General features: G+C 36.1%; 23 protein-coding genes and 1 riboswitch. Of the genes, 14 read left to right on the top strand and 9 right to left on the bottom strand.

Translation table 11 applies throughout. The features are described from left to right. Positions 1-91: 91 nt before the first annotated feature. A riboswitch (cobalamin riboswitch) is annotated at positions 92-272 on the bottom strand. Positions 273-305: 33 nt separating this feature from the next. The 5 genes from BBH99_RS08450 to BBH99_RS08430 form a co-directional block, all read right to left on the bottom strand. After that, complete coding sequence (locus BBH99_RS08450; protein WP_066694607.1) at positions 306-1,103, bottom strand: hypothetical protein; 798 nt, start codon at positions 1,101-1,103, stop codon at positions 306-308. A 32-nt stretch (positions 1,104-1,135) separates the two neighbouring features. Continuing rightward, complete coding sequence (locus tag BBH99_RS08445) at positions 1,136-1,798, bottom strand: ATP-binding cassette domain-containing protein (protein WP_066694606.1); 663 nt, start codon at positions 1,796-1,798, stop codon at positions 1,136-1,138. Continuing rightward, complete coding sequence (locus BBH99_RS08440; RefSeq protein WP_123873077.1) at positions 1,795-2,073, bottom strand: hypothetical protein; 279 nt, start codon at positions 2,071-2,073, stop codon at positions 1,795-1,797. The genes BBH99_RS08445 and BBH99_RS08440 overlap by 4 nt, the downstream gene beginning before the upstream one ends. After that, positions 2,066-2,725, bottom strand: coding sequence for a hypothetical protein (locus BBH99_RS08435; protein ID WP_066694604.1), 660 nt, complete (start codon positions 2,723-2,725; stop codon positions 2,066-2,068). The genes BBH99_RS08440 and BBH99_RS08435 overlap by 8 nt, the downstream gene beginning before the upstream one ends. 133 nt (positions 2,726-2,858) lie before the next feature. After that, the gene (locus BBH99_RS08430) at positions 2,859-5,006 is read right to left on the bottom strand and encodes an endonuclease MutS2 (protein WP_066694601.1); all 2,148 of its coding nucleotides are present in this window, start codon (positions 5,004-5,006) and stop codon (positions 2,859-2,861) included. A gap of 127 nt (positions 5,007-5,133) precedes the next feature. Here BBH99_RS08430 and BBH99_RS08425 point away from each other — a divergent pair, with 127 nt between their 5' ends. Together BBH99_RS08425 and BBH99_RS08420 are read left to right on the top strand one after the other, a co-directional pair. Next, complete coding sequence (locus BBH99_RS08425) at positions 5,134-5,640, top strand: GNAT family N-acetyltransferase (protein ID WP_066694661.1); 507 nt, start codon at positions 5,134-5,136, stop codon at positions 5,638-5,640. A 102-nt stretch (positions 5,641-5,742) separates the two neighbouring features. Then, positions 5,743-6,384 (top strand): uracil-DNA glycosylase, encoded by a 642-nt coding sequence (locus BBH99_RS08420; protein ID WP_066694598.1) that lies wholly within the window; start codon positions 5,743-5,745, stop codon positions 6,382-6,384. On the opposite strand, the gene BBH99_RS08415 is transcribed toward BBH99_RS08420, so the two are convergent. After that, positions 6,371-6,871, bottom strand: coding sequence for a hypothetical protein (locus BBH99_RS08415; RefSeq protein WP_066694659.1), 501 nt, complete (start codon positions 6,869-6,871; stop codon positions 6,371-6,373). The two genes, BBH99_RS08420 and BBH99_RS08415, sit on opposite strands and share 14 nt — an antisense overlap. A gap of 19 nt (positions 6,872-6,890) precedes the next feature. Then, positions 6,891-7,382 carry a DUF456 domain-containing protein gene (locus BBH99_RS08410; protein ID WP_066694596.1) on the bottom strand — a complete coding sequence of 164 codons (492 nt, stop codon included), beginning with the start codon at positions 7,380-7,382 and terminating at the stop codon, positions 6,891-6,893. Between the two features lie 177 nt (positions 7,383-7,559). Between BBH99_RS08410 and BBH99_RS08405 the strand changes: the two genes are divergently transcribed. From BBH99_RS08405 to gloA2, 11 genes are all read left to right on the top strand, one after another. Then, entirely contained in the window at positions 7,560-8,822 is a 1,263-nt protein-coding gene (locus BBH99_RS08405; protein WP_066694594.1) for a mechanosensitive ion channel family protein, read from the top strand. A gap of 142 nt (positions 8,823-8,964) precedes the next feature. Then, positions 8,965-9,684 (top strand): pyridoxine 5'-phosphate synthase, encoded by a 720-nt coding sequence (locus BBH99_RS08400; RefSeq protein ID WP_066694592.1) that lies wholly within the window; start codon positions 8,965-8,967, stop codon positions 9,682-9,684. A gap of 91 nt (positions 9,685-9,775) precedes the next feature. Continuing rightward, positions 9,776-10,555 carry an alpha/beta fold hydrolase gene (locus BBH99_RS08395; RefSeq protein ID WP_066694657.1) on the top strand — a complete coding sequence of 260 codons (780 nt, stop codon included), beginning with the start codon at positions 9,776-9,778 and terminating at the stop codon, positions 10,553-10,555. Between the two features lie 114 nt (positions 10,556-10,669). Next, on the top strand, positions 10,670-10,888 hold the full coding sequence (locus tag BBH99_RS08390; RefSeq protein ID WP_066694589.1) for a microviridin/marinostatin family tricyclic proteinase inhibitor: 219 nt from the start codon (positions 10,670-10,672) through the stop codon (positions 10,886-10,888). A 90-nt stretch (positions 10,889-10,978) separates the two neighbouring features. Continuing rightward, positions 10,979-11,935, top strand: a complete 957-nt coding sequence (locus BBH99_RS08385) for an MvdC/MvdD family ATP grasp protein (protein WP_066694587.1) — start codon at positions 10,979-10,981, stop codon at positions 11,933-11,935. Then, positions 11,928-12,932: an MvdD family ATP-grasp ribosomal peptide maturase gene (locus BBH99_RS08380; RefSeq protein WP_066694585.1), complete on the top strand. Its 1,005-nt coding sequence runs from the start codon at positions 11,928-11,930 to the stop codon at positions 12,930-12,932. Before BBH99_RS08385 ends, BBH99_RS08380 begins: the two co-directional genes overlap by 8 nt. A 478-nt stretch (positions 12,933-13,410) precedes the next feature. Then, positions 13,411-14,424: an NAD-dependent epimerase/dehydratase family protein gene (locus BBH99_RS08375; RefSeq protein ID WP_066694582.1), complete on the top strand. Its 1,014-nt coding sequence runs from the start codon at positions 13,411-13,413 to the stop codon at positions 14,422-14,424. Continuing rightward, a complete protein-coding gene (locus tag BBH99_RS08370) occupies positions 14,421-16,190 on the top strand; it encodes an AMP-dependent synthetase/ligase (protein ID WP_066694579.1) in 1,770 nt (589 codons plus the stop codon). Before BBH99_RS08375 ends, BBH99_RS08370 begins: the two co-directional genes overlap by 4 nt. A gap of 206 nt (positions 16,191-16,396) precedes the next feature. Continuing rightward, positions 16,397-17,452 carry a diphosphomevalonate/mevalonate 3,5-bisphosphate decarboxylase family protein gene (locus tag BBH99_RS08365; protein ID WP_066694576.1) on the top strand — a complete coding sequence of 352 codons (1,056 nt, stop codon included), beginning with the start codon at positions 16,397-16,399 and terminating at the stop codon, positions 17,450-17,452. Between the two features lie 126 nt (positions 17,453-17,578). Further along, complete coding sequence (locus tag BBH99_RS08360) at positions 17,579-18,019, top strand: nuclear transport factor 2 family protein (protein ID WP_066694573.1); 441 nt, start codon at positions 17,579-17,581, stop codon at positions 18,017-18,019. 24 nt (positions 18,020-18,043) lie between these two features. Further along, positions 18,044-18,421, top strand: coding sequence for an SMU1112c/YaeR family gloxylase I-like metalloprotein (gene gloA2 / locus BBH99_RS08355; protein ID WP_066694570.1), 378 nt, complete (start codon positions 18,044-18,046; stop codon positions 18,419-18,421). Here gloA2 and BBH99_RS08350 read toward each other — a convergent pair whose 3' ends face one another. Further along, positions 18,422-18,805 carry a DUF1634 domain-containing protein gene (locus BBH99_RS08350; protein ID WP_066694567.1) on the bottom strand — a complete coding sequence of 128 codons (384 nt, stop codon included), beginning with the start codon at positions 18,803-18,805 and terminating at the stop codon, positions 18,422-18,424. Continuing rightward, on the bottom strand, positions 18,805-19,635 hold the full coding sequence (locus tag BBH99_RS08345) for a sulfite exporter TauE/SafE family protein (RefSeq protein ID WP_066694566.1): 831 nt from the start codon (positions 19,633-19,635) through the stop codon (positions 18,805-18,807). The genes BBH99_RS08350 and BBH99_RS08345 overlap by 1 nt, the downstream gene beginning before the upstream one ends. Before the next feature lie 97 nt (positions 19,636-19,732). On the opposite strand from BBH99_RS08345, the gene BBH99_RS08340 reads away from it, so the two are divergent. Then, the coding region (locus BBH99_RS08340; protein WP_123873075.1) for a DUF1543 domain-containing protein at positions 19,733-19,916 on the top strand (184 nt) is incomplete at its 3' end.

Genomic DNA, 19,916 nt, shown 5'->3' with positions numbered 1-19,916 from the left:
GAAATGGTATTAAAACAACAGAATAATGACAGGAACTTTGGAAATTCCTGAAACAATCCATCAGATCAATAAAACTTCAGATCGCGAAAGTTTCTTGTTTAAGAAATCGGCAGGTCTCCTGACTTGTAACATCATTTATCTCCTTCCCATGCCTCGCACAGTGGATCTTTTGATAAAGACTTTAGTTACTTACAGTTGCGCGACAGTCCGTGATTTTCACACGGTTCCCTTTTAATCTGCGGTTATGCAGAACCAGTTTCTGTGATGAATAAGCGTTAAAACTTTTCGGTGCAAAAATAATGAATTTATTCCGGATTATGATAAATAATCTGGCTGATTACTCTTCCTTTCTTGATGGTCCAAAGGGTAGTATATCTGTATTCCCCTGTACCATTGGTCATGTAAAGGAAAATATTATCATTGTCCAGGGAAGTTACTCCTACATTGTTGAAATCCATTGTAGGCTGAAACATATTTTTGATGGCTTCTCTCACGAAAACGGAACCTCTTCCGGGCTGTTGAAGCCTGATCGATTTGATCTCGGTCATCCCTTCAGGAAGGTCATTTCCAATTCCCCATGGTTTTACTTTATCAATGGTAAGAAGTTTTCCTTCGGCATCCTTTTCCTTTTTACGGTAGCCGGCATTAGATGGATAAATATCAATAACAACCTTGCTTCTCTGTGCAGTAGGAATTTTAGGGTCAGAATTATCAGTAAAAATAAGCGATCTTCCGTTTTTAGACTTAGAAGGAGTATAGGCTGGGAGCTGATCTACAAAGGCAATACGCTCTTTATTCACCATTCCTTCTTTGTCAAGCGTTTCATAGCGTACAAATGGTTTGTCTTCGTCCTGTTTTTCAGGGTATTTAATCCAGATCCATTCCGTTTCTCCCGGAGCAGGTTTTACATAAACAAAAACATCTCCTTTACGCATACGGATCTTATCAACAATTTTTCTGTAATTATCCTTATGCACACGTACATTGGCATATCCTTCTTCAGCTTTTACAACACCAAAAGGAACTTTATTCTGACCTTTAACAAAGGCTAAAGAAAAAATACTGAATGCAGACAGGTACAATGCTTTGTTTACTGAAATCATCTTAACAAATTTTAGATCCTCAAATATATAAATTAAATGCTTTTCGGAAGATAACTATATTGCTGCAATTCTTTTAAATTCTGTATCAATTTCAAATGGCCATTGGAAAGTAGATAAATAGAGGTTGAAATATCCAGTACATCCTGATAATAATGATCGGAAATAACAAAACCTTTGTTTTTACTTTGTAAACTGATGACTTTCTTTAGCTTGTCAATTATTTTTGGGGAAAGACTTTGGAAGGGTTCATCCAAAAGGACGAAATTAGCTTCAGAATAGATGATCAGTAGGGCTTCAATCAGTCTTTGTTCACCGCCGGAAAGGGTTTTAGGCTTTTCATTGAGAAAGGGGCTCATCAGATCCGATGTAAGAAGAACTGCAGTATTTTCTTTATTGCAGAAAAGTGAAATTAGGTCTTTCACCTTCTTCTTTCTAGGTAAAAAAGGTTCCTGTGGTAAATAAGAAATTAATTTTTTTCTGTTTGTTATACTTTTTAAGACTTTACCATTGCATCTGATAAACTGGGTTTCACTGTTCAGAACACCAAAAATAATCTTTAATAAAGTTGATTTTCCGGAACCGTTTCTACCTAGTAACCCTACAATTTGCCCGGTTTTACATCCAAGATAGATATCCTGCAATACTTTTTTCTCACCGAAAGATTTGGTAATACTGTCGATATGAAGTGTATTCATAAGAAATAGGTGATGATTTTTACAGTTAATCCTAATGATACAGTGAAGATCCAGAGGAATAGTTTTGAGAATCCGAAATTCGCATAAAAATAATATTCATTTTTTAATCTCAGCTCATAAATGAAATAATGAAGAAGAGGTAAAATTAAAAGAAAGCTCAGCCCAAAGGTTTTAGGATCAGATTGAAATAAAAAATAAAAAAGCAGGGAAAATAATCCGGCAGGAAGAATGAGTTTTTTATAGAAAATCCAAAGGATAAGTAGGTTTTTATTCATGATTTTGATCTGCAGGGCCATAAATTGCTTTTGGATTATTTTTCAGGAAATAAGAAAATACTCCGAAGAATAACAATATAAGAAGGAATAATACCCCACAAATATAAAAAGCTGTTCCGAAGCCGTAGCTGATCGTTACTCCGCCACCTAATCCCATTCCGATTTGATTGTTTCCTAATCCTTCCATTTTGGATTGAAAAGTTAAATAGAAAGTGAGTAAAGAAATAAGTCCAACTAAAGAAATGGCAATATGATAAATATATTTCTTCCTTATGCTTTTTACCACCTGGATGATAATTCCGGCAATAGCTGCCAGAAAAGCAATGATAATAATTGGACTAGGTGGAATATTTTCTTTGTTTTTTTTATTGTCGGATTCGTTCAGTGGTGAATATTCAGAATCTGTATTGGACGATTTATCGCTTGAATCATTTCCGAATGCAGAACCAAAAGGCGAAGTCTTTTTCAGATTTTCCTTCATACGTTCATTCATTGTTTGCTTGGAAACTCCCGTTATCAAATCTGTTCCTTTAATAGACATTAAGGTGGTGTCTCCGCATTTTATCAGGAAAAACGGGAAGAAAAAACACAAAATAATGACTGTATAACTCGGTATCGGTATAAGGTCTGATAATACTTTTAATGGTTTCATAAATTATTGTTTTTGTTAAAAATAGGAAAATTATGATAATGTATAAAAGAAAAGAGAGCATCTTCAGACGCTCTCTTCCATTATTGTATTCAGTTAACTTTCAAATTCTCAAATTAACACATTTTCAAATTGATTAGATTCTCTCTAATTCATCTGCATTAATAGTTGTTTTGAAAGTTCCGTAATTAACGATCACCTTGTTTCTGGAGATTTTTTCAATCGTTCCTACACTTGTGCTTCCGGTAATTCGGACACGTTGGCCTTCTTTCATCCAGATGGCGCGGTCACTTTTACGTTTTTCTTCCAGTTTTTCATTGGTTTCAGCAATTTTTTCAATCACTTCCTCCTTTTTAAGCTGTTGCGTAATCTTTCTCTTCACCACCTGCAGACGCTTGGATTCATCCTTGTCAGCCCCCAGTTTTCTGAATTTCTCCTGTTCAAGCAGTTTCACAAAATCCTTTACAACATCTTTTCTGGATTTTCCTTTTGTATAGCTGTCGATGAAAGCTTCAATCTTGTTTCCAAACTGAAGCTTACGGTGTTCCTCTTCATACAGTTTCTGAAAATTGAAAAGTTTCTGCTGAAGCTGGTCATTCAGTTTCTGAAGATTATCACGTTTATCCTCTACAGATTCTTTTCTTTCCGCAAGATCAGACTTCAGTTTTTCAACTTCAAACTTCTCCTGTTGCAGCTTTACGATCGTTTTATCAAGATTCACAATATCATGTTCAACCTTTTTCTTGGCAGAATGAATAATGAACCTTGGAATCTTATTCTTTTCAGCCACTTCAAAAGTAAAGGAACTTCCTGCCTGGCCAACTTCCAGTTTATACATTGGCTCCAGCGTTTCTTCGTTGAAAAGCATTGCCGCATTCTGAGCATTCGGAAGCTGTTCTATAACCAGTTTGATATTGGTGTAGTGCGTTGTAATGATCGCAAAACTCTTCTTGTCATAGAAAAACTCCATGAAACTCTCGGCTAATGCACCGCCTAATTCAGGGTCAGAACCTGTTCCGAACTCATCAATCAGTAAAAGCGTATCCGAATCAGCCTCACGGATGATTCCGGACATTTTCTTTAATCTTGATGAATAGGTAGAAAGGTGGTTTTCTATAGATTGATTATCACCAATATCAGTCATGATTTTCTCAAAGAAAAACATCTCAGATTTTGGATGAACAGGAACCAGAATACCACTCTGAATCATAAGTTGCAGTAATCCGACAGTCTTCAATGTAATTGATTTTCCGCCGGCATTTGGTCCGGAAATACAGATAATTCTGTTATGTTCCGTTAAAGTCAGAGTCTGTGGATGAATTGTTTTGTTCTCAACCTTATTCCTTAGCCATAACAAAGGGTGAAAAGCATCTTTTAATCTCAATGTCTTATGACGGTTGATCTTAGGAAGCACTCCATTAATAAGTTCTGCAAACTTAGCTTTAGCTCTTACCAGGTCAAGATCAAAAATATACACCTGATACCTCCAAAGCTGAGGTTGAAATTCTGCAAGTTCACCGGTAAGCTGTCTAAGGACCTTGTCAATTTCTTTTTTCTCTTCCTCTTCATTTTCACGCAATTTGAAGTAATGTTTTACAACACTGTCCGGCTGGATATAGGTGATAGAACCTGTTTTTGAAATTCCCAGGGTTCTTCCCGGAACTCTTTTCTTAAATCCTGATTTTACCGCCAAAACCCTTTGGTCATCAATAATAGTTTCCCGTATATCATCCAAAAAGTCACTCTGTCCATACGTAGTCAGAGCACGATTGAAGTTTTCCTGGATCGCTTTTTTAGCATGTTGGATCTCAGTTCTTATCCCTTTTAAAGTAGGAGAAGCTTCACTTTTTACTTCACCGAAGCGGTTGAATACCTTATCAACCTTCTCGATAATCTCTTTTCTGAATTCCAGTACAGAAACCTCTTCCAGTAAAGTAGGAAACGTTTCCGGCATGGTAGGGAAGAATTTTTGTAATCTTCCGATCTGTTCCGTGATGGTTTTTATTTTGATGAAAGCACTGTTTTCCAGACGGTAGTTCTCAATAAGCATCAGTTTCAGCTCACTTTCAATATCTTCATATTCATCAAACGGAATTGCATTTGAACTTTCAAAGCTCGACAGATATTCTGACGTTTTTTTCAATGAAAGCTCCGCCTCGTCAATTTCCATCGGACGAAGTTGAAGAATTTTTTCTCTTGTTTTCGGAGAATACGCAAATGGGGAGATTTCCGCGAGCAATTGCGGAAACTCTAATTCGTCTAAATCTTCTTTATCTATATACACACTGCAAATTTAGTGAGAATTTTGATTATTACGTATATTTGAGTGATTTACAAAATAGATTGATGAAAGAATTACGCCTTATTCTGTTTTTCTTTTTAGAGATTTGATGTTAATTTTTAATGAAAATATGAAACTGGAAACTGAAAGATTGGTCTTAAAAGAGATTAATGAAGCCCATACGGAAGATATTCTGCGTATCAGAAGCAATGAAATAACCAATCAATATGTGAAAAGAAGATCTCCTAAAACAAATTATGATGCATTGGAATTTATTTTACACATTAAAAAAGAAACTCAGGATAAAAAGGTTGCTTTTTGGGGAATTTCATATAAAGATTCCTGGAATCTCATAGGAACAATATGCCTTTGGAATTTTTCACAGGACAAAAAAACAGCAGAAATCGGATATGAATTATTGCCTGATTACCACAAAAAAGGAATTATGTCTGAAGCGCTTAGTGCTGTTGTAGAGTATGGATTTAATAAATTAGAGTTGCAGGAAATCATAGCCATCACCAACAGGTTCAATGAAAATTCTAAAAAACTGCTTTTAAAACATCATTTTATTCTTGAAGAGGGTAAAAAGGACGAACATAATCCGGACAGTGTTATTTTTAGTTTAAACAGAGACTGACCGTCAGGTGTAATAATGTTTCATCTGTTTTAATTTAAAGAAAAATAAAGATATTTAAAGTATAATTTGCAGTCTTATTTTAATATTAATTACTTTTGCAATATGACCTGGACAGAAGTTTTAGCCCCGATAAAAAGTACAGAATACTTTAAAACCCTTTGGGAAAAAGTAAAAAATGAATATGCAACTACCAAGGTTTTTCCTCCGAAAAATCAAATCTTCAGAGCTTTGGAAATTACACCCTTTGAAGATGTTGAAGTGGTAATTATTGGCCAGGATCCTTATCATAACGATTTTCAGGCTAATGGTTTATGTTTTTCTGTATCTGAGCAGGTTACGGCACCACCATCCCTTAAAAATATTTTTATAGAGTTAAAAGATGATCTTGGAGTGGTAAGAACTTCCAAAGAGTTGGACGACTGGGGAAAACAAGGGGTTCTTCTGCTGAATGCAACACTAACGGTTCGTGCCCATTCACCCAATTCTCATAAAGATCTCGGGTGGGAAACATTTACCAACTATATCATTAAGGAAATTTCAGATAAAAAAGAAAATGTAGTCTTTGTATTGTGGGGAGCTTTTGCACAGAAAAAAGCCGAACTTATAGATCCGGCTAAGCATTTTATACTGAAATCGGCGCACCCGTCACCATTTTCTGTTCATAGAGGTTTTTTCGGAAGTAAGCCTTTCTCAAAAATTAATGAATATCTTATTTCCAAAGGGAAGAAGCCTATTTCATGGTAGTATCTGAAGATGCTCTTTTGTTTTTGATGCTGACTCCAATTTTGTATTTTCCTTTTAGCCCTTCTGCTCCTCCCGCTTTAGGATACGGAGTGACTTCCTGTAAGGCAATAGTGTAGCCATTGAAATCAGCGGATTGATGATAATGTCTGCTAGGAAAATCCATACTGGCCAGATTTAAAAGAACAGGTCGGGTAGAGGTTCCCATAACTTCAACTTGAGCAAGAGCAACGCCAGCCCAAATGCAATTTACGCCTTCAGGGCAACGGCTGTCTTCGGAAATTCCTTTAAAAGTAATATTCATTTTATATTCCGGAAGAAACTTATTCTCACCCTCACTCAGATAGATGATATCATTCTTTTGTTCATCAGGTTTTGTACTGTTGCTGGTCATTTCAGAGGTCTTCGAGGTTGTTTTGGCTTTCTTTTGGGCATCACATCCTGTTAATGCGAAAATTCCCAGACTGAATAAGATGATTTTATGAAGCATGATTTTTCTTTTTTTTGAATTAAATAATATCAAACATATTAAGAAGTACTACCAAAAACATTGCCACACCCACTACAAAACTGAATCCGGTTCCATAGATAAAACCAATTAAGGCGCCTTTAGTGGATTGTAAAGCTTTGTTCATATCCTTGCTATCGTGAAGCATCTCACCAATAAAGACTCCTGCAAACATTCCGATAAGAAAGCCTAAAGGAATTGGAATGAAAATCCCGACAATGGTTCCTATAACAGAGCCAATACTTCCCCAACGCGTTCCGCCATATTTTCTGTTGGTTCTTGCAGGAATTACGTAACTTAAAACAACAGAGGCTGCAGTGAGAATTCCAAAAGCCCAGACATAGATCATCGGTAGATCAGCATCGGTACCGAATTTATAGATCAGTAATCCGCAAATGCTTAGTAAAAGCCCTGGTAAAACAGGAAGGAATGTGCCCAGTATTCCTACAAACAATAAAATAAGGCATAGAATATTAATAACCGTTGTATCCATTCTTTTAAATATAAACGAATATATGAAACCTTAACCATTCAACAAATAGGCCTAAATATGAAAATACAGCAGATTTTTAAATGATTTAAAAGGAATTTATAAACGGTTTTAGATTTTGGGATGAAAATTGATTGGGAATAGTAATATGATCATCCTTAATTTTATAAATTTGCGGTAATGAAAGATGAAATACAAGATACCAGAGATTTTCTGCAGAATATCAGTGATCAGATCCATTATTTTGTAAGAGATCATGTATATCCTGATCTGGCACTTCCTATTCAGATTATGCTGAAATTTATATTTCTGGCAGGGATGATCTATATCCTGGATTTTGTTTTTAAATTAATTGTCAATACTATTTTCAAATTCTTTTTTGATAAAGAAAAATTTCCTGTTTTAAAGTCAATCTATGATTCAAGAATTACAAATTCTGTAGTTCACTTAGGAGCATTGAATTTTGCCGGATATGCATTGTTTTCAGTCTTCTATAGACATCCGAAAAGCTTTGCATTACTGGAAATAATAGTAGGAGTAGCTACGATTTTTGTAATAGCAGGACTGTTATTCAGGGCATTAACTGCTTTTAGAAATTATTTCGTGATTAAGCAGGATTATTATAAGATTATGACGCTTAATGCTATTTCGGAAACTGTAAAGATTTTTGGGATTTTTGTGCTTTCCGTCATAGGAATCTGTTTGATTTTTGGGATTAAGGGCGGAACGATTTTAGGAAGTCTTGGGGCAATAACGGCAGTTTTGGTACTCGTTTTCAGAGATACTATTCTGGGATTTGTAACCGGAATTCATGTGGCGACTTCCAAGAATCTGAAAGTAGGAGACTGGATCAGTATTCCCAAATACAGCATAGAAGGAAATATTACAGAGATAAGTCTTCTGACTACAAAAATCACCAATTTTGATAAAACGGTCTCTACTATTCCTACCTATGATTTCCTGACTACGGAGATCAAAAATATGCAGGTGATGTCTGAATCTAATAACAGAAGGATTAAGAAATCTATTTATTTCAATATCAATTCTTTTAAGTTTCTTACCGAAGAGGATATTGAACGTTTAAAAGAAATTAATCTTATTGCGGACTATCTTGAACAGAAAAGAATAGAAATCAGAAGAGAAAAAGAAAGCCTGAACAATAATGATAAAACCATTAACGGAAGACAGCTTACCAACATCGGGGTTTTCAGATATTATGCACAGAAATACATAGAAAACGATCCTGATATTGAAGAAAATGCAACAAGAATGGTTCGTCAGCTGGAAATTACCCCGCAAGGGCTTCCTCTTGAGATCTATTGTTTTGCCAATGATTCTAAATGGGAACATTTTGAGCAAATTCAGGCTGATATTTTCGATCATTTATTGGTGGCATCTAAAGAATTTGAGCTTCAGGTGATGCAGGTAAGTGTTAAAGTATAAAGAGAGATAAACTCTCTGAAAAATAAATTCAACTTAAGTGATAATGGAGTTAGAATATCTTAAAGAAGTCGTAAGTCTGGATAAACTTCCATCTTCTGCCTTCCATTTTCTAGCTTCTGTTATCTAACATCTAAATATAAAAATGACAAAACTAAGCGTAAACATCAATAAGATTGCGACATTAAGAAATGCAAGAGGAGGTGAAACACCAAGCGTGACAGAGGCTGCTATAAAGATTCAGGAATTCGGGGGACAGGGAATTACGATTCACCCAAGACCGGATGAGAGGCATATTACAAGAAAAGATGTCTACGATCTGAAGCCATTGGTGACGACTGAGTTTAATATTGAAGGAAATCCGCATCAGTCATTTATTGATATGGTACTGGAAGTGAAACCTGAGCAAGTAACGCTGGTTCCGGATGCAGATGATGCTATTACTTCCAATGCAGGATGGGATACTAAAAAACACCTTGATTATCTTACAGAAATCATTAGTGAATTTAAAAATGCAGGCATCCGTACATCTATTTTTCTTGACCCTTTACCTGAGTTGGTAGAATATGCTGCAAAGACAGGAGCAGACAGAATTGAACTGTATACGGAAGCGTACGCGAAAAATTATCTCTCTAATAAAGAGCAGGCCATCAAACCTTACTATGATACTGCTGTTGTAGCCAATGAATTTGGCTTGGGAATCAATGCAGGACATGATCTGAGCCTTGAAAACCTGAAATATTTCGCAGATACTATCCCTAACCTGTTAGAAGTGTCTATCGGACATGCTTTGATCTCTGAAGCATTATACATGGGCTTGGAAAATACAGTTCAGTCTTATTTGAAGAGATTGGCAAAATGGTAAAACAGATACCGGATGTGACAGCTAAACTTTATCGTAAAAGTTTTGTTTGTATCCTCTGGAATCTGTATTTCAAATCTGTTATTTAAAAAATATGGAAATCTTAAACTCAAAAATATTTGGCGAAGGTTCAACTGCCACGCCGCTTTTAGTATTCCACGGATTGTTTGGAATGCTTGATAACTGGGGAAGCTTCGGGAAAGATCTTGGAGAATATCTTCCGGTACACCTTATTGACCTTAGAAACCACGGAAGAAGTTTTCATTCCGATGATATGTCTCATGATGATCTTGCGGATGACATTGCCCGCTATATGGAACATTATGGTATTCAGAAAGCTCATGTTTTAGGACATTCTCTGGGAGGGAAAGCTGTGATGCAGTTTGCTATAAAATACCCTGAAAAAGTGGAGAAACTGATTGTGGTAGATATTTCACCAAAAGCTTACCCGCCACATCATCAGGGAATCATCAAGGCCCTTGAAACAGTAGATTTTAATACGGTAGGCTCAAGAAATGAGGTGGAAGCTGTTTTGAATCAGTATATCCCTGAAAAATCAACGATACAGTTTTTAACAAAGAATCTGTATTGGGATGATAATAAAAGGCTGAACTGGCGATTCAACCTTAAAACATTGTCTGAAAAATATAATGAATTTGTATCCAATGCTGTGAAGTATGGTGTTTTTGAAGGAGAAACTTTATTCATTGCAGGAGAGAAGTCTAATTATATTCTGCCACAGGATGAATATGGGATCAAACAACAGTTTCCAAAAGCGAAAATTGTAACCGTTAAAAATGCAGGGCACTGGGTTCAGGCTGAAAACCCTGTTGATTTCGCTATTGTTGTTAAGAAATTTTTGAGTTTGAATTAATAATATACTCTGTATTTTGACAATGTGTTAAAATTATATTAAAATATTGATTTATTTCTCCATAAGTTGAAAATTTTGTACATTCGATTATCAAATAAACAAACATATTAACTTATGGAAAATAAAAAATCAAAAAAGAAGCCGTTTTTTGCAACATTTCTTGAGAAACAACTTAAGGATCCGGAAACAGTAAAAGGAGGAACAGATATTACAATTCCTGAGAGAGATGTTATTACAAAACCTACCCTGGATGATGTAACATCTAAGTTAACGGATATGGATCGTACATTGAAATATCCTTCTGACGGAGATGATGATACTAGTGACCTATAAAATGATTATTTTACAGTAACATATTAACAAAATTGTAACAAAGGAGGGAAACTTAACATGTTAAGTTTCCCTTTTTACTAAAACCGGCAAATGATTCTCTGTATTACCCATTCACAGGATTTTTATACGATTGATCGTTTTTTTCAGCATCTTTCTTCAAAAAATATCCCTTATTTCAGGCTGAATTCTGACCAATTGAACCATCTTCAGAAAATCAGTATCAATGTAGATTCATTTGAGATTACTGATGAGAATGGAAAATCTGTACATTCTGATGATATTACAGGAGTATGGAATAGAAAAGCATGGCGAATCAGCGTTCCTGAAGAATTGGATCAGGAATACGAAAAAATATTCCTGAATGAATACACTCACCTCCGTTATAACCTTTTTACCCAGCTACAGCACCTTCCATGGATCAATCCTTATGAAAATGAAAAGAAAATTGATGGAAATAAAATGCTTCAGCTGAACATTGCACAACGGAATCACCTTACGATTCCTCCCACTGTTTTTACTAATGATGAAGAAAAAGTAAAAGCTTTTTTTGAACAGCATTGCTCAGGAAAAGCTATTGCTAAACTTCACGGAGTAACCCGGAAAACAATGAATGGCGAAAACCTGATTTCTACGATGGTAATAGAACAGGAAACCTTGGAAAGCCTTTCGGATATCATTTATTGCCCCATGATTTTCCAACCTTATATCGATAAAGAATATGAGCTGAGGATCATGTATGTAGATGGGGAATTTTATACCGGAAAGATCAATAACAGTGAAAATGCAGATTGGAGAGTAAGTCATCAAGATTACTTCTGGACAGCTTATGAACTGCCTGCTGATATCAAAAATAATTTGACTTCTATGATGAAGGAAATGGGATTATATACTGGAGCTATTGATATGATCCGTGGAAAAGATGGGAAATATTATTTCCTGGAAGTCAATCCGCAGGGAGAATGGGGAATGCTTCAAAAAGAGCTGGGGTTTCCCATTGCAGAAAGAATTGCCGACAACCTTATTAAAAGAACCAATATTCATGAATAAAATTTTAATTATAACACATACTGCAGATAATTTTTCCATTGAAAAGGTAACGGAATATATTGAAGGGAATAATTGTGAGGTTATTCGTTTTGATGTTGATCTGTATCCTTTACAAAATAAACTGTCAACTGTTTTTCAGGAAGGAGAATGGATTACATTGCTTGAAACACCTGCAAAAAAATACAGGTTGGATGATATTTCGGCAGTCTGGTATCGCCGGGCTTACAATATAGGAAAAGGGTTGAAGGATGAAATGGAGGCTAAATTCCTGAGTGCTGCCATGGGAGAAATTCGTAATACGTTATTTGGTTTTTTTGAATCTATTGATACTTACTCTCTAGGAAAGCCAAGTGTTTACAGAAGACTCGACAGTAAGGAAGAACAGCTTAAAATCGCTCATAAAATAGGACTTTCCATACCGGAAACCTGCCTTACCAATAATCCTGAAGAAGCCAGACAGTTTATTCTCAAGCATCAGAATGTGGTAGCCAAAATGCAAACCGGCTTTGCCATCTATGAAGACGGTGTGGAAAGCGTAGTCTTTACCAATGTGGTGAGTGAAGATAAGCTTGAAGAATTAGATTCACTGCTGTATTGCCCAATGCAGTTCCAGAAAATGATTCAAAAGAAAAAAGAATTGCGGGTGACTATTGTGGGGCGGGATGTGTATGCTTTTGAAGTGGATTCCCAACAGTTTGAAGATGCTAAAGTTGACTGGAGAAAAGATGGAATTAATCTGCTGGATAAATGGAAGCAGACAGAATTGCCGGCAGATGTTGAAGAAAAACTTCTGGAACTTCTGGATGTTTATAACGTAGATTATGGAGCAATAGATATTATCGTTTCTCCTGAAGATGAATATTATTTCATAGAAATCAACGCTGCCGGAGAATTCTTTTGGCTGGATAAACTTACAGAAGGAAATCTTATCTCTAAGAGTATTGCAGATGTTCTCTGTGATAAAGCTCCGAGAAGAGATAATGTGGTGATGGTATAAAATGATTAACTTTTTATATATTGGCTCTGGAGGTTTTATGCTTTCAGGGCTTTTTTTAAACCACCCCGTCAAAAATTCTTTGAATTTTTGCCACCCCTCCGGCGGGAAGGGAATGATCACGTCTTCAACTGAACATTAGGTGTAGTTATCATATCAATGAAAATCGAAGATTTTCATGAAACTTAAGTGTTCTTATTATTCGCAAAGCTGGTAACTTAAAAAACTTAAGTGTTCAAAAACTTTGCGTCTTTTGATTTCGTTGAATCTTCGATTTGTGGTTCAAATAAAAGTATTCTGTATTTAAATTTCATATTTTCTGATTTCCAGAATGATAATATTGGTTAAATAAAGTTGAATTTTGCTTTAAAAATCGCAAATTTGCAAAAGCAGTTTTTTAGGTAACTTTTGCAGGAACCTGAAGAATTGCCGGATAGAAAATATTGTCATATTTTAGTCAGCAATCAAGCAACATAATTTAATGGTTTTTGTAACGGGTGCAACCGGAATTCTGGGAAGAATAATCGTGCTGGAGCTTCTTAAAAGAGGTAAAAGCGTACGTGCTTCCAAAAGACCGGGCAGCAATTTAAACGAAGTAAGGCATTCATACAGCTTTTATACGGAGAATCCTGATGATTTTTTCAATAAGATCGAATGGATGAATGTGGATTTTGATGATATTGATTCTTTAAGAGATGCATTGAAAGGAGTAGATGAGGTCTATCATTGTGCCGCAAAAGTAAGCTTTCATCCTAAAGATGAAAAAGAAATGTACCATACTAATATTAAAGGTACCGAAAATCTATTGTATGCCTGTGAAGGATCAGATGTTAAAAAATTTCTGCACGTAAGTTCTGTAGCCGTTTTAGATAATTATAATGAAAAAGGAGAGCTTGACGAAGAGTCTGATTTTAATCCGAAATTAGAACACTCAGCTTATGCTATTTCCAAACATTTATCTGAAATGGAAGTCTGGAGAGCCTCTGCTGAAGGGATGAATATAGTGATCATCAATCCCGGAATGATTGTAGGAAGCGGAAACTGGACGCAAAGCAGCGGTGAGCTTTTTTCAACCTTTGAAGATAACAGCTTTACTTTTGCCGGCGGATCTGCCTATGTAGATGTAAGAGATGTTGCTAAAACCGCCATTGAACTGATGGAAAACAATATTTTTGGAGAACGTTTTATCATTGTTGCCGAAAATAAAAGATATGCCGATCTGGCGAAACAGATCAGAACTCGATTGGGACTTAAAGAAGCAAAAATTCTTGCAAGATGGCAATTAAACATAGGAAAATGGGCCAATACTCTTTTCGGATGGCTGTTTCCCAAGCTGAGAATGGTTACGGAATCCAATATTGAGGCGATCTCTTCATTCAATACCATTTCCAATCACAAAGTCACGGAGAAACTGAATTACCAGTTTATTCCCATCCAAGAAAGCATCGACTTTCACCTGAACAATTATATTAACGACAAAAAGCTGAAGAAATGAATCTTGCAGAGGCAATCATCCTTAAAAATGTAGAAAAACATCCTATAAAAGCAGCCATCGGTTTTAAAAAGAAAGAAGAAGCCTGGAAAGAGCTGAGCTGGAAGAAATTCAGTGAAATTATTTTTAAAACAGCCAATGCACTAAAAGGAGCGGGCGTTCAGGAAAATGATAAAGTGGCTATTTATTCAGACAATTCATCTGAATGGATGATCGTAGATTTAGCAGCAATGGCCATTGGAGCGATTACTGTTCCTATTTACTCTACCAATAATGCTGAGCAGGCAGAATATATCATTAAAGATTCCGGAGCAAAGGTAGTCTTGGTAGGAAACCAAATGCAGTACGATGCTTGTCTGGAACTTTTACATAAAGAAGATAATCATCTTGAAACCATTATTGTGTCTAAAAAAGCAGTATGGATCAAGAAAGAATTCAATAGTTTTTATCTTGAAGATTTCATCGCTAAGGCTTCTCCAAAATTGGAGATATGCAAAAGAGAATACGATGATACTGCTACGCTGATCTATACTTCCGGAACTACAGGAACACCTAAAGGAGTAATGCTTACCCATGGAAATTTCATCAAAGCATTTGATTCCCACTTTGAATTTTTTAAATTTAAAAACTTTGAAGAAGAACTTTCGCTGGCATTCTTACCTTTAAGCCACGTTTTTGAAAGAAGCTGGAGTTTACTATGTCTGTATGGTGGAGCAAGAGTCTATTTCCTTGAAGATCCGAAAAACGTAGCCAAAGCATTGGAAGAAGTAAAACCTACTGCTATGTGTGCGGTACCAAGATTCTTTCAGAAAGTATATGCCGGAGTCCTTGAAAAGGCAGAAGAAGGTTCATCACTAAAGAAAAAAATCTTCGATTGGGCTTTAAAGACCGGATGGGAAACTGCAGAGTTAAGAAGAAATGAAAAACCAATTCCTTTTGGGCTAAAATTAAAAGAATCTGTTGCAGATATGCTGGTCTTTAGCAAGATTAAAGAAAAAATGGGTGGAAGATTATGGTTTTTACCTTGTGGAGGAGCTTCATTATCACCTGAAGTAACCCGATTCTTTGAGTCTGTTGGTATTCACGTGACGGTTGGATATGGCTTAACGGAAACTACGGCTACTTTAACGCTTTTCCCTTTAACCCATTTTGAACATGCAACAAGCGGAAAACCATTGCCAGGTGTTGAAATCCGTATCGGAGAAAGCGATGAGATCCAGGCCAGAGGAAACGGAATCATGAAAGGGTATTATAACAGACCTGAAGAAACCCAAAAGGTGTTTACAGAAGACGGCTGGTTCAAAACAGGTGATGCAGGTAAAATTGATGATAAAGGAAACCTTATTATTACAGACAGGCTTAAAGATCTGATGAAAACTTCCAATGGGAAATACATTGCACCACAACAGATTGAAAACCTTCTGACCAATAATAATTTCATTCAACAGATTATGCTGGTAGCGGAAGGAAGACAGTTTGTATCTGCCTTAATCGTTCCGAATTTTGAGTTCCTACAGGACTATATTAAAAAGAATAATATTCCATTCACCAATTGGGAAGATATGGTGAAAAATGAAAAGATAATCAATCTTTATAAAGAAAAAATCAAAGAACTGCAAAGTCACCTTGCCGATTATGAGAAAGTGAAGAAATTTACGCTGATGCCGGCTGAATTTGACATCAATACAGGAGAAATTACTCCTACATTGAAAGTAAAAAGAAACGTGGTTCTTAAAAAATATGCAGATATTATAGAGAAGATGTATTAATTGACTTGTAAACCACATATTTTTAAACACTTAAGGTTTTTAAGTTACTAGCTTAACGTATAAGAAGTACACTTAAGTTTTGTAAGAATCTCCGATTTTCACGAATATCTCAGTTGAAAACGTGAAAATTCCCTCCCTTGGAGGTGTGGCGAAAATTCTTTGAATTTTTGACGGGGTGGTCAGGTCTCAATCACTTAAATTAAACTATGACAACACAATTTATAGGAAAAGAAAATTTCACGATTCATACACAAACGGTTTCAGAGAGCTGTCCGTCTAATATTGCTTTGATTAAATATTGGGGGAAATATGAGCATCAGATTCCAGCTAATCCAAGTATCAGTTATACATTAAATCACTGTAAGACCAATACTACGATGGAGTTTCTGGCAGATGAACCTTTCTCTGTCCAAACCTTTTTGTCAGGAAATGAAGAAGTGAAGTTTGCTGAAAAGATTGAAAAATACTTCAAAAATATTGAACAGTATCTTCCATGGATCTTAAAAGGGAAATATATCATCAGAACAGAGAATACATTCCCTCACAGTTCAGGAATTGCGAGTTCAGCTTCAGGTTTCGGAGCAATAGCTAAATGTCTGATGGCATTGGATGAAGCATTTACAGGAAAAACTTCTGAAGAAGAATCTTTGAGAAAAGCCTCATTTTTAGCCCGATTAGGAAGCGGAAGTGCATGCAGAAGTTTGTACAATGGGCTTATTGTCTGGGGAGCAACAGAAGAAGTTCAGGGAAGTTCAGATCTGTTTGCAGTACCTTATCCTGATACTGAAATTCATGAAGTGTTCAAAAGCTTTAATGATTGGGTTCTGTTGATTCATGAAGGGCAGAAAAGCGTTTCTTCAACAGTTGGACACAGTTTGATGAAAACCAATCCTTACGCAGAAAGAAGATTCCAGGAAGCAAGGGAGAACTTTGTTCCGATGAAGGAAATCCTGAAAAGCGGAGATATGGAAAGTTTTATCAAATTGGTAGAGCACGAAGCGCTTACTCTTCATGCCATGATGATGATGAGCGATCCGGCTTTTATCCTGATGAAAACAGGAACCTTAGAAGTCATCAATAAAATCTGGGATTTCAGAAGAGATACCGGACTTCCATTATTCTTCACTCTGGATGCCGGCGCCAACGTACATCTTTTATTCCCGGCTGATGCTTCAGAAGAATCGATTAAAACATTTATAGAAGCTGAATTATTACAGCACACCCAGAAGAATGGAGTAGTGAAGGATGTGATGAGGTTTTAAAAAGAATAAAAAACAATATTCAATAGTGGTGGGCTTTAGCCCGCCTTTTTTATTAAGAAAATACATTCCATGGCTTTAGCCAAAACATATTTTCCCTATTTTTATTGATCTAATTCAATCAATATTATGAATAAAATAACCGCAATTTTTCTCATATTCAGTAGTTTCTGCTTCGCACAGCAGAATCAGGAAATAGAAAAGACTGTCCGTAACCTGTTTCTTGGAATGAAAAATGCTGATCCAGAACTGGTAAAAACTGCCTTTGCTGAAAATGCCATTTTGCAGACTATTACTAAAGACGGAACCATAAAAAGCGACAATATACAGGAGTTTATAGCAACGGTTTCTAAGTTCAAACAGGGGGACCTGGATGAAAGAATTACCATAGATGCTATTCATACAGATGGTAGTCTGGCTAGTGTATTCACTCCTTATAGCTTTTATTTGAAAGGAAAATTATCTCATTGTGGTGCTAATAGTTTTCAATTGGTTAAGCAGAATAATGAATGGAAGATTCAGTATATTATTGATACCCGAAGAAAGGAAAATTGTAAGGAAATAAAATAAAAAAATCAAAGCAGTTAAAAAGAAATGAAGATCCACCATATTGCCATCATTGGCTCAAACTACGAAATATCAAAGAAATTCTATACAGAGACTTTAGGCTTAAAAGTTGTCCGTGAAGTTTATCGAGAAGAGAGACAGTCTTATAAACTGGATCTGGCTATAGGAGATCATTATGTAATTGAATTATTTTCCTTTCCCAATCCACCTGCGCGTCCATCCCGTCCCGAAGCCTGCGGATTAAGACATCTTGCTTTTTCAGTGGAAAATGTAACAGAAAAACGAAATGAACTGATAGGGAAGGGACTGAGTTGTGAAGAAATCCGTATCGATGAATTCACAGGGAAAGAATTTTTCTTTACCCAGGATCCGGACCAGCTGCCGTTGGAGTTTTATGAAATGTAATTAATGGGCGTAACCAGCAAAGAAACTTACTGCCATAATTGCTAAAACTACTGAAGAAATAAATACATATACGTAGTCTTTTTCTTTTAAATACCCTATTAAAGCAAAGATAATCCTCATCAGAGGAGTTAGAATCAGTATCAGGATTCCCAGCTGAATAATAGCCATTCCTTCCCCTTTACAAAGAGAATTCCAAAAGTGGCTCCATATTTTTTCAGAAGAAGTTCCTACAACAAGACTGGTATATTTGCTGGGCATTTCAAAGCCTTCAGTAAACAGTTTGATAAAGCCGATCAAGGATGTAGCCACAGAAAGAATGACACCCAGTCTCAGGAGATTTCCTACGGAGCGGTTCAGATCTACATCTGTAAAGTTCTTTTTCATTATCTGAAGCTTTTGTTAATACCGTTATACATCATATACACAGACAGAATTGTAATCACAATGGCAAAAAATACCTTTAACTTTTTGGTTTTAGATACCATTAATGTTTTAGAACCGATAAAACTTCCAATAACCACTCCAATCAGTACAGGAGCTGCAATCACCGGAATAATTTCACCTCTCTGGAAATAGATCAGTGCACTGGCAACGGCTGTTACCCCAATCATAAAATTACTGGTAGTGGTAGAAACTTTGAAGGGTAGTTTCATCATATTATCCATTGCCAATACTTTCAATGCTCCGGAACCAATTCCTAAAAGTCCGGACATTGCACCGGCAAACATCATCATTAAAAATCCTGGGACTGTATTTCTCGCGGAATAGCTTTTCAGGATTCCTTTATCAGGAAAAGTTCCGTAAAGTTTAAGTTTTTCTTCCAGACTTCCATGAATTAAAGGTTCCTGATGATCAGGTTTTCCTTTTAAATTTAAAATAACGGTCAGAAGGAGGATACTGGCGAAAATAATTCCAATGGTATTTGGATTAAGCATTCCTGAGACTAAAGCTCCAACAATCGCTCCGGCAGTGGTAGCTATTTCAAGAAACATTCCGACTCTCATATTGGTAAAACCTTCTTTTACGAAAGCTACCGCAGCACCAGAAGAAGTACCGATCACGGAAATAAGAGAAGCACCGATGGCATAATGCATTGGAACGCCGAATCCCAGCGTTAATAAAGGAATAATGATAACTCCTCCTCCCAGTCCTGTAAGTGAACCCAAAAGGCCCGCTGAAATGGCACCAAAGAAGAGTATGATGATTTCTGACATACTACAATTAATATTACAAATATAAAATTATTGTAGTAGTCTGCCAAACATTTGAAAAAGATAAATTTAACGTATTTTTGTATGCATGAAAAGTGAAATGAAATTATTTTATGTCATCCTTGGGGCAACTCCCAAAGGTAGAAACATAGAACAGCATGACGTGTTTTTCGGGATTGCGGAAAGCCTTAAGGACCTTGTTCCAGATATGAAAGCCTTCTGGAAAGAAGCGGAAGGAAAGGTTCACCTGGACTGCTATCAGGAAGTAAGATTTGCGGACGGTT

Source organism: Chryseobacterium contaminans, from assembly GCF_001684955.1.
Taxonomy (GTDB): Bacteria; Bacteroidota; Bacteroidia; order Flavobacteriales; family Weeksellaceae; genus Chryseobacterium; species Chryseobacterium contaminans.
Note: the sequence above shows the minus strand (reverse complement) of the source record. Positions and strands in the feature narration are given on the sequence as shown.

Coding starts and splice junctions, on each gene's coding strand:
- BBH99_RS08350 (WP_066694567.1), bottom strand. CDS start 18,805: ATGAAAAAGAACTTTACAGATGTAGATCTGAACCGCTCCGTAGGAAAT.
- BBH99_RS08380 (WP_066694585.1), top strand. CDS start 11,928: ATGAATAAAATTTTAATTATAACACATACTGCAGATAATTTTTCCATT.
- BBH99_RS08400 (WP_066694592.1), top strand. CDS start 8,965: ATGACAAAACTAAGCGTAAACATCAATAAGATTGCGACATTAAGAAAT.
- BBH99_RS08395 (WP_066694657.1), top strand. CDS start 9,776: ATGGAAATCTTAAACTCAAAAATATTTGGCGAAGGTTCAACTGCCACG.
- BBH99_RS08415 (WP_066694659.1), bottom strand. CDS start 6,871: ATGCTTCATAAAATCATCTTATTCAGTCTGGGAATTTTCGCATTAACA.
- BBH99_RS08435 (WP_066694604.1), bottom strand. CDS start 2,725: ATGAAACCATTAAAAGTATTATCAGACCTTATACCGATACCGAGTTAT.
- BBH99_RS08420 (WP_066694598.1), top strand. CDS start 5,743: ATGACCTGGACAGAAGTTTTAGCCCCGATAAAAAGTACAGAATACTTT.
- BBH99_RS08405 (WP_066694594.1), top strand. CDS start 7,560: ATGAAAGATGAAATACAAGATACCAGAGATTTTCTGCAGAATATCAGT.
- BBH99_RS08385 (WP_066694587.1), top strand. CDS start 10,979: ATGATTCTCTGTATTACCCATTCACAGGATTTTTATACGATTGATCGT.
- BBH99_RS08450 (WP_066694607.1), bottom strand. CDS start 1,103: ATGATTTCAGTAAACAAAGCATTGTACCTGTCTGCATTCAGTATTTTT.
- BBH99_RS08440 (WP_123873077.1), bottom strand. CDS start 2,073: ATGAATAAAAACCTACTTATCCTTTGGATTTTCTATAAAAAACTCATT.
- BBH99_RS08445 (WP_066694606.1), bottom strand. CDS start 1,798: ATGAATACACTTCATATCGACAGTATTACCAAATCTTTCGGTGAGAAA.
- BBH99_RS08370 (WP_066694579.1), top strand. CDS start 14,421: ATGAATCTTGCAGAGGCAATCATCCTTAAAAATGTAGAAAAACATCCT.
- BBH99_RS08390 (WP_066694589.1), top strand. CDS start 10,670: ATGGAAAATAAAAAATCAAAAAAGAAGCCGTTTTTTGCAACATTTCTT.
- BBH99_RS08375 (WP_066694582.1), top strand. CDS start 13,411: ATGGTTTTTGTAACGGGTGCAACCGGAATTCTGGGAAGAATAATCGTG.
- gloA2 (WP_066694570.1), top strand. CDS start 18,044: ATGAAGATCCACCATATTGCCATCATTGGCTCAAACTACGAAATATCA.
- BBH99_RS08410 (WP_066694596.1), bottom strand. CDS start 7,382: ATGGATACAACGGTTATTAATATTCTATGCCTTATTTTATTGTTTGTA.
- BBH99_RS08425 (WP_066694661.1), top strand. CDS start 5,134: ATGAAACTGGAAACTGAAAGATTGGTCTTAAAAGAGATTAATGAAGCC.
- BBH99_RS08345 (WP_066694566.1), bottom strand. CDS start 19,635: ATGTCAGAAATCATCATACTCTTCTTTGGTGCCATTTCAGCGGGCCTT.
- BBH99_RS08365 (WP_066694576.1), top strand. CDS start 16,397: ATGACAACACAATTTATAGGAAAAGAAAATTTCACGATTCATACACAA.
- BBH99_RS08360 (WP_066694573.1), top strand. CDS start 17,579: ATGAATAAAATAACCGCAATTTTTCTCATATTCAGTAGTTTCTGCTTC.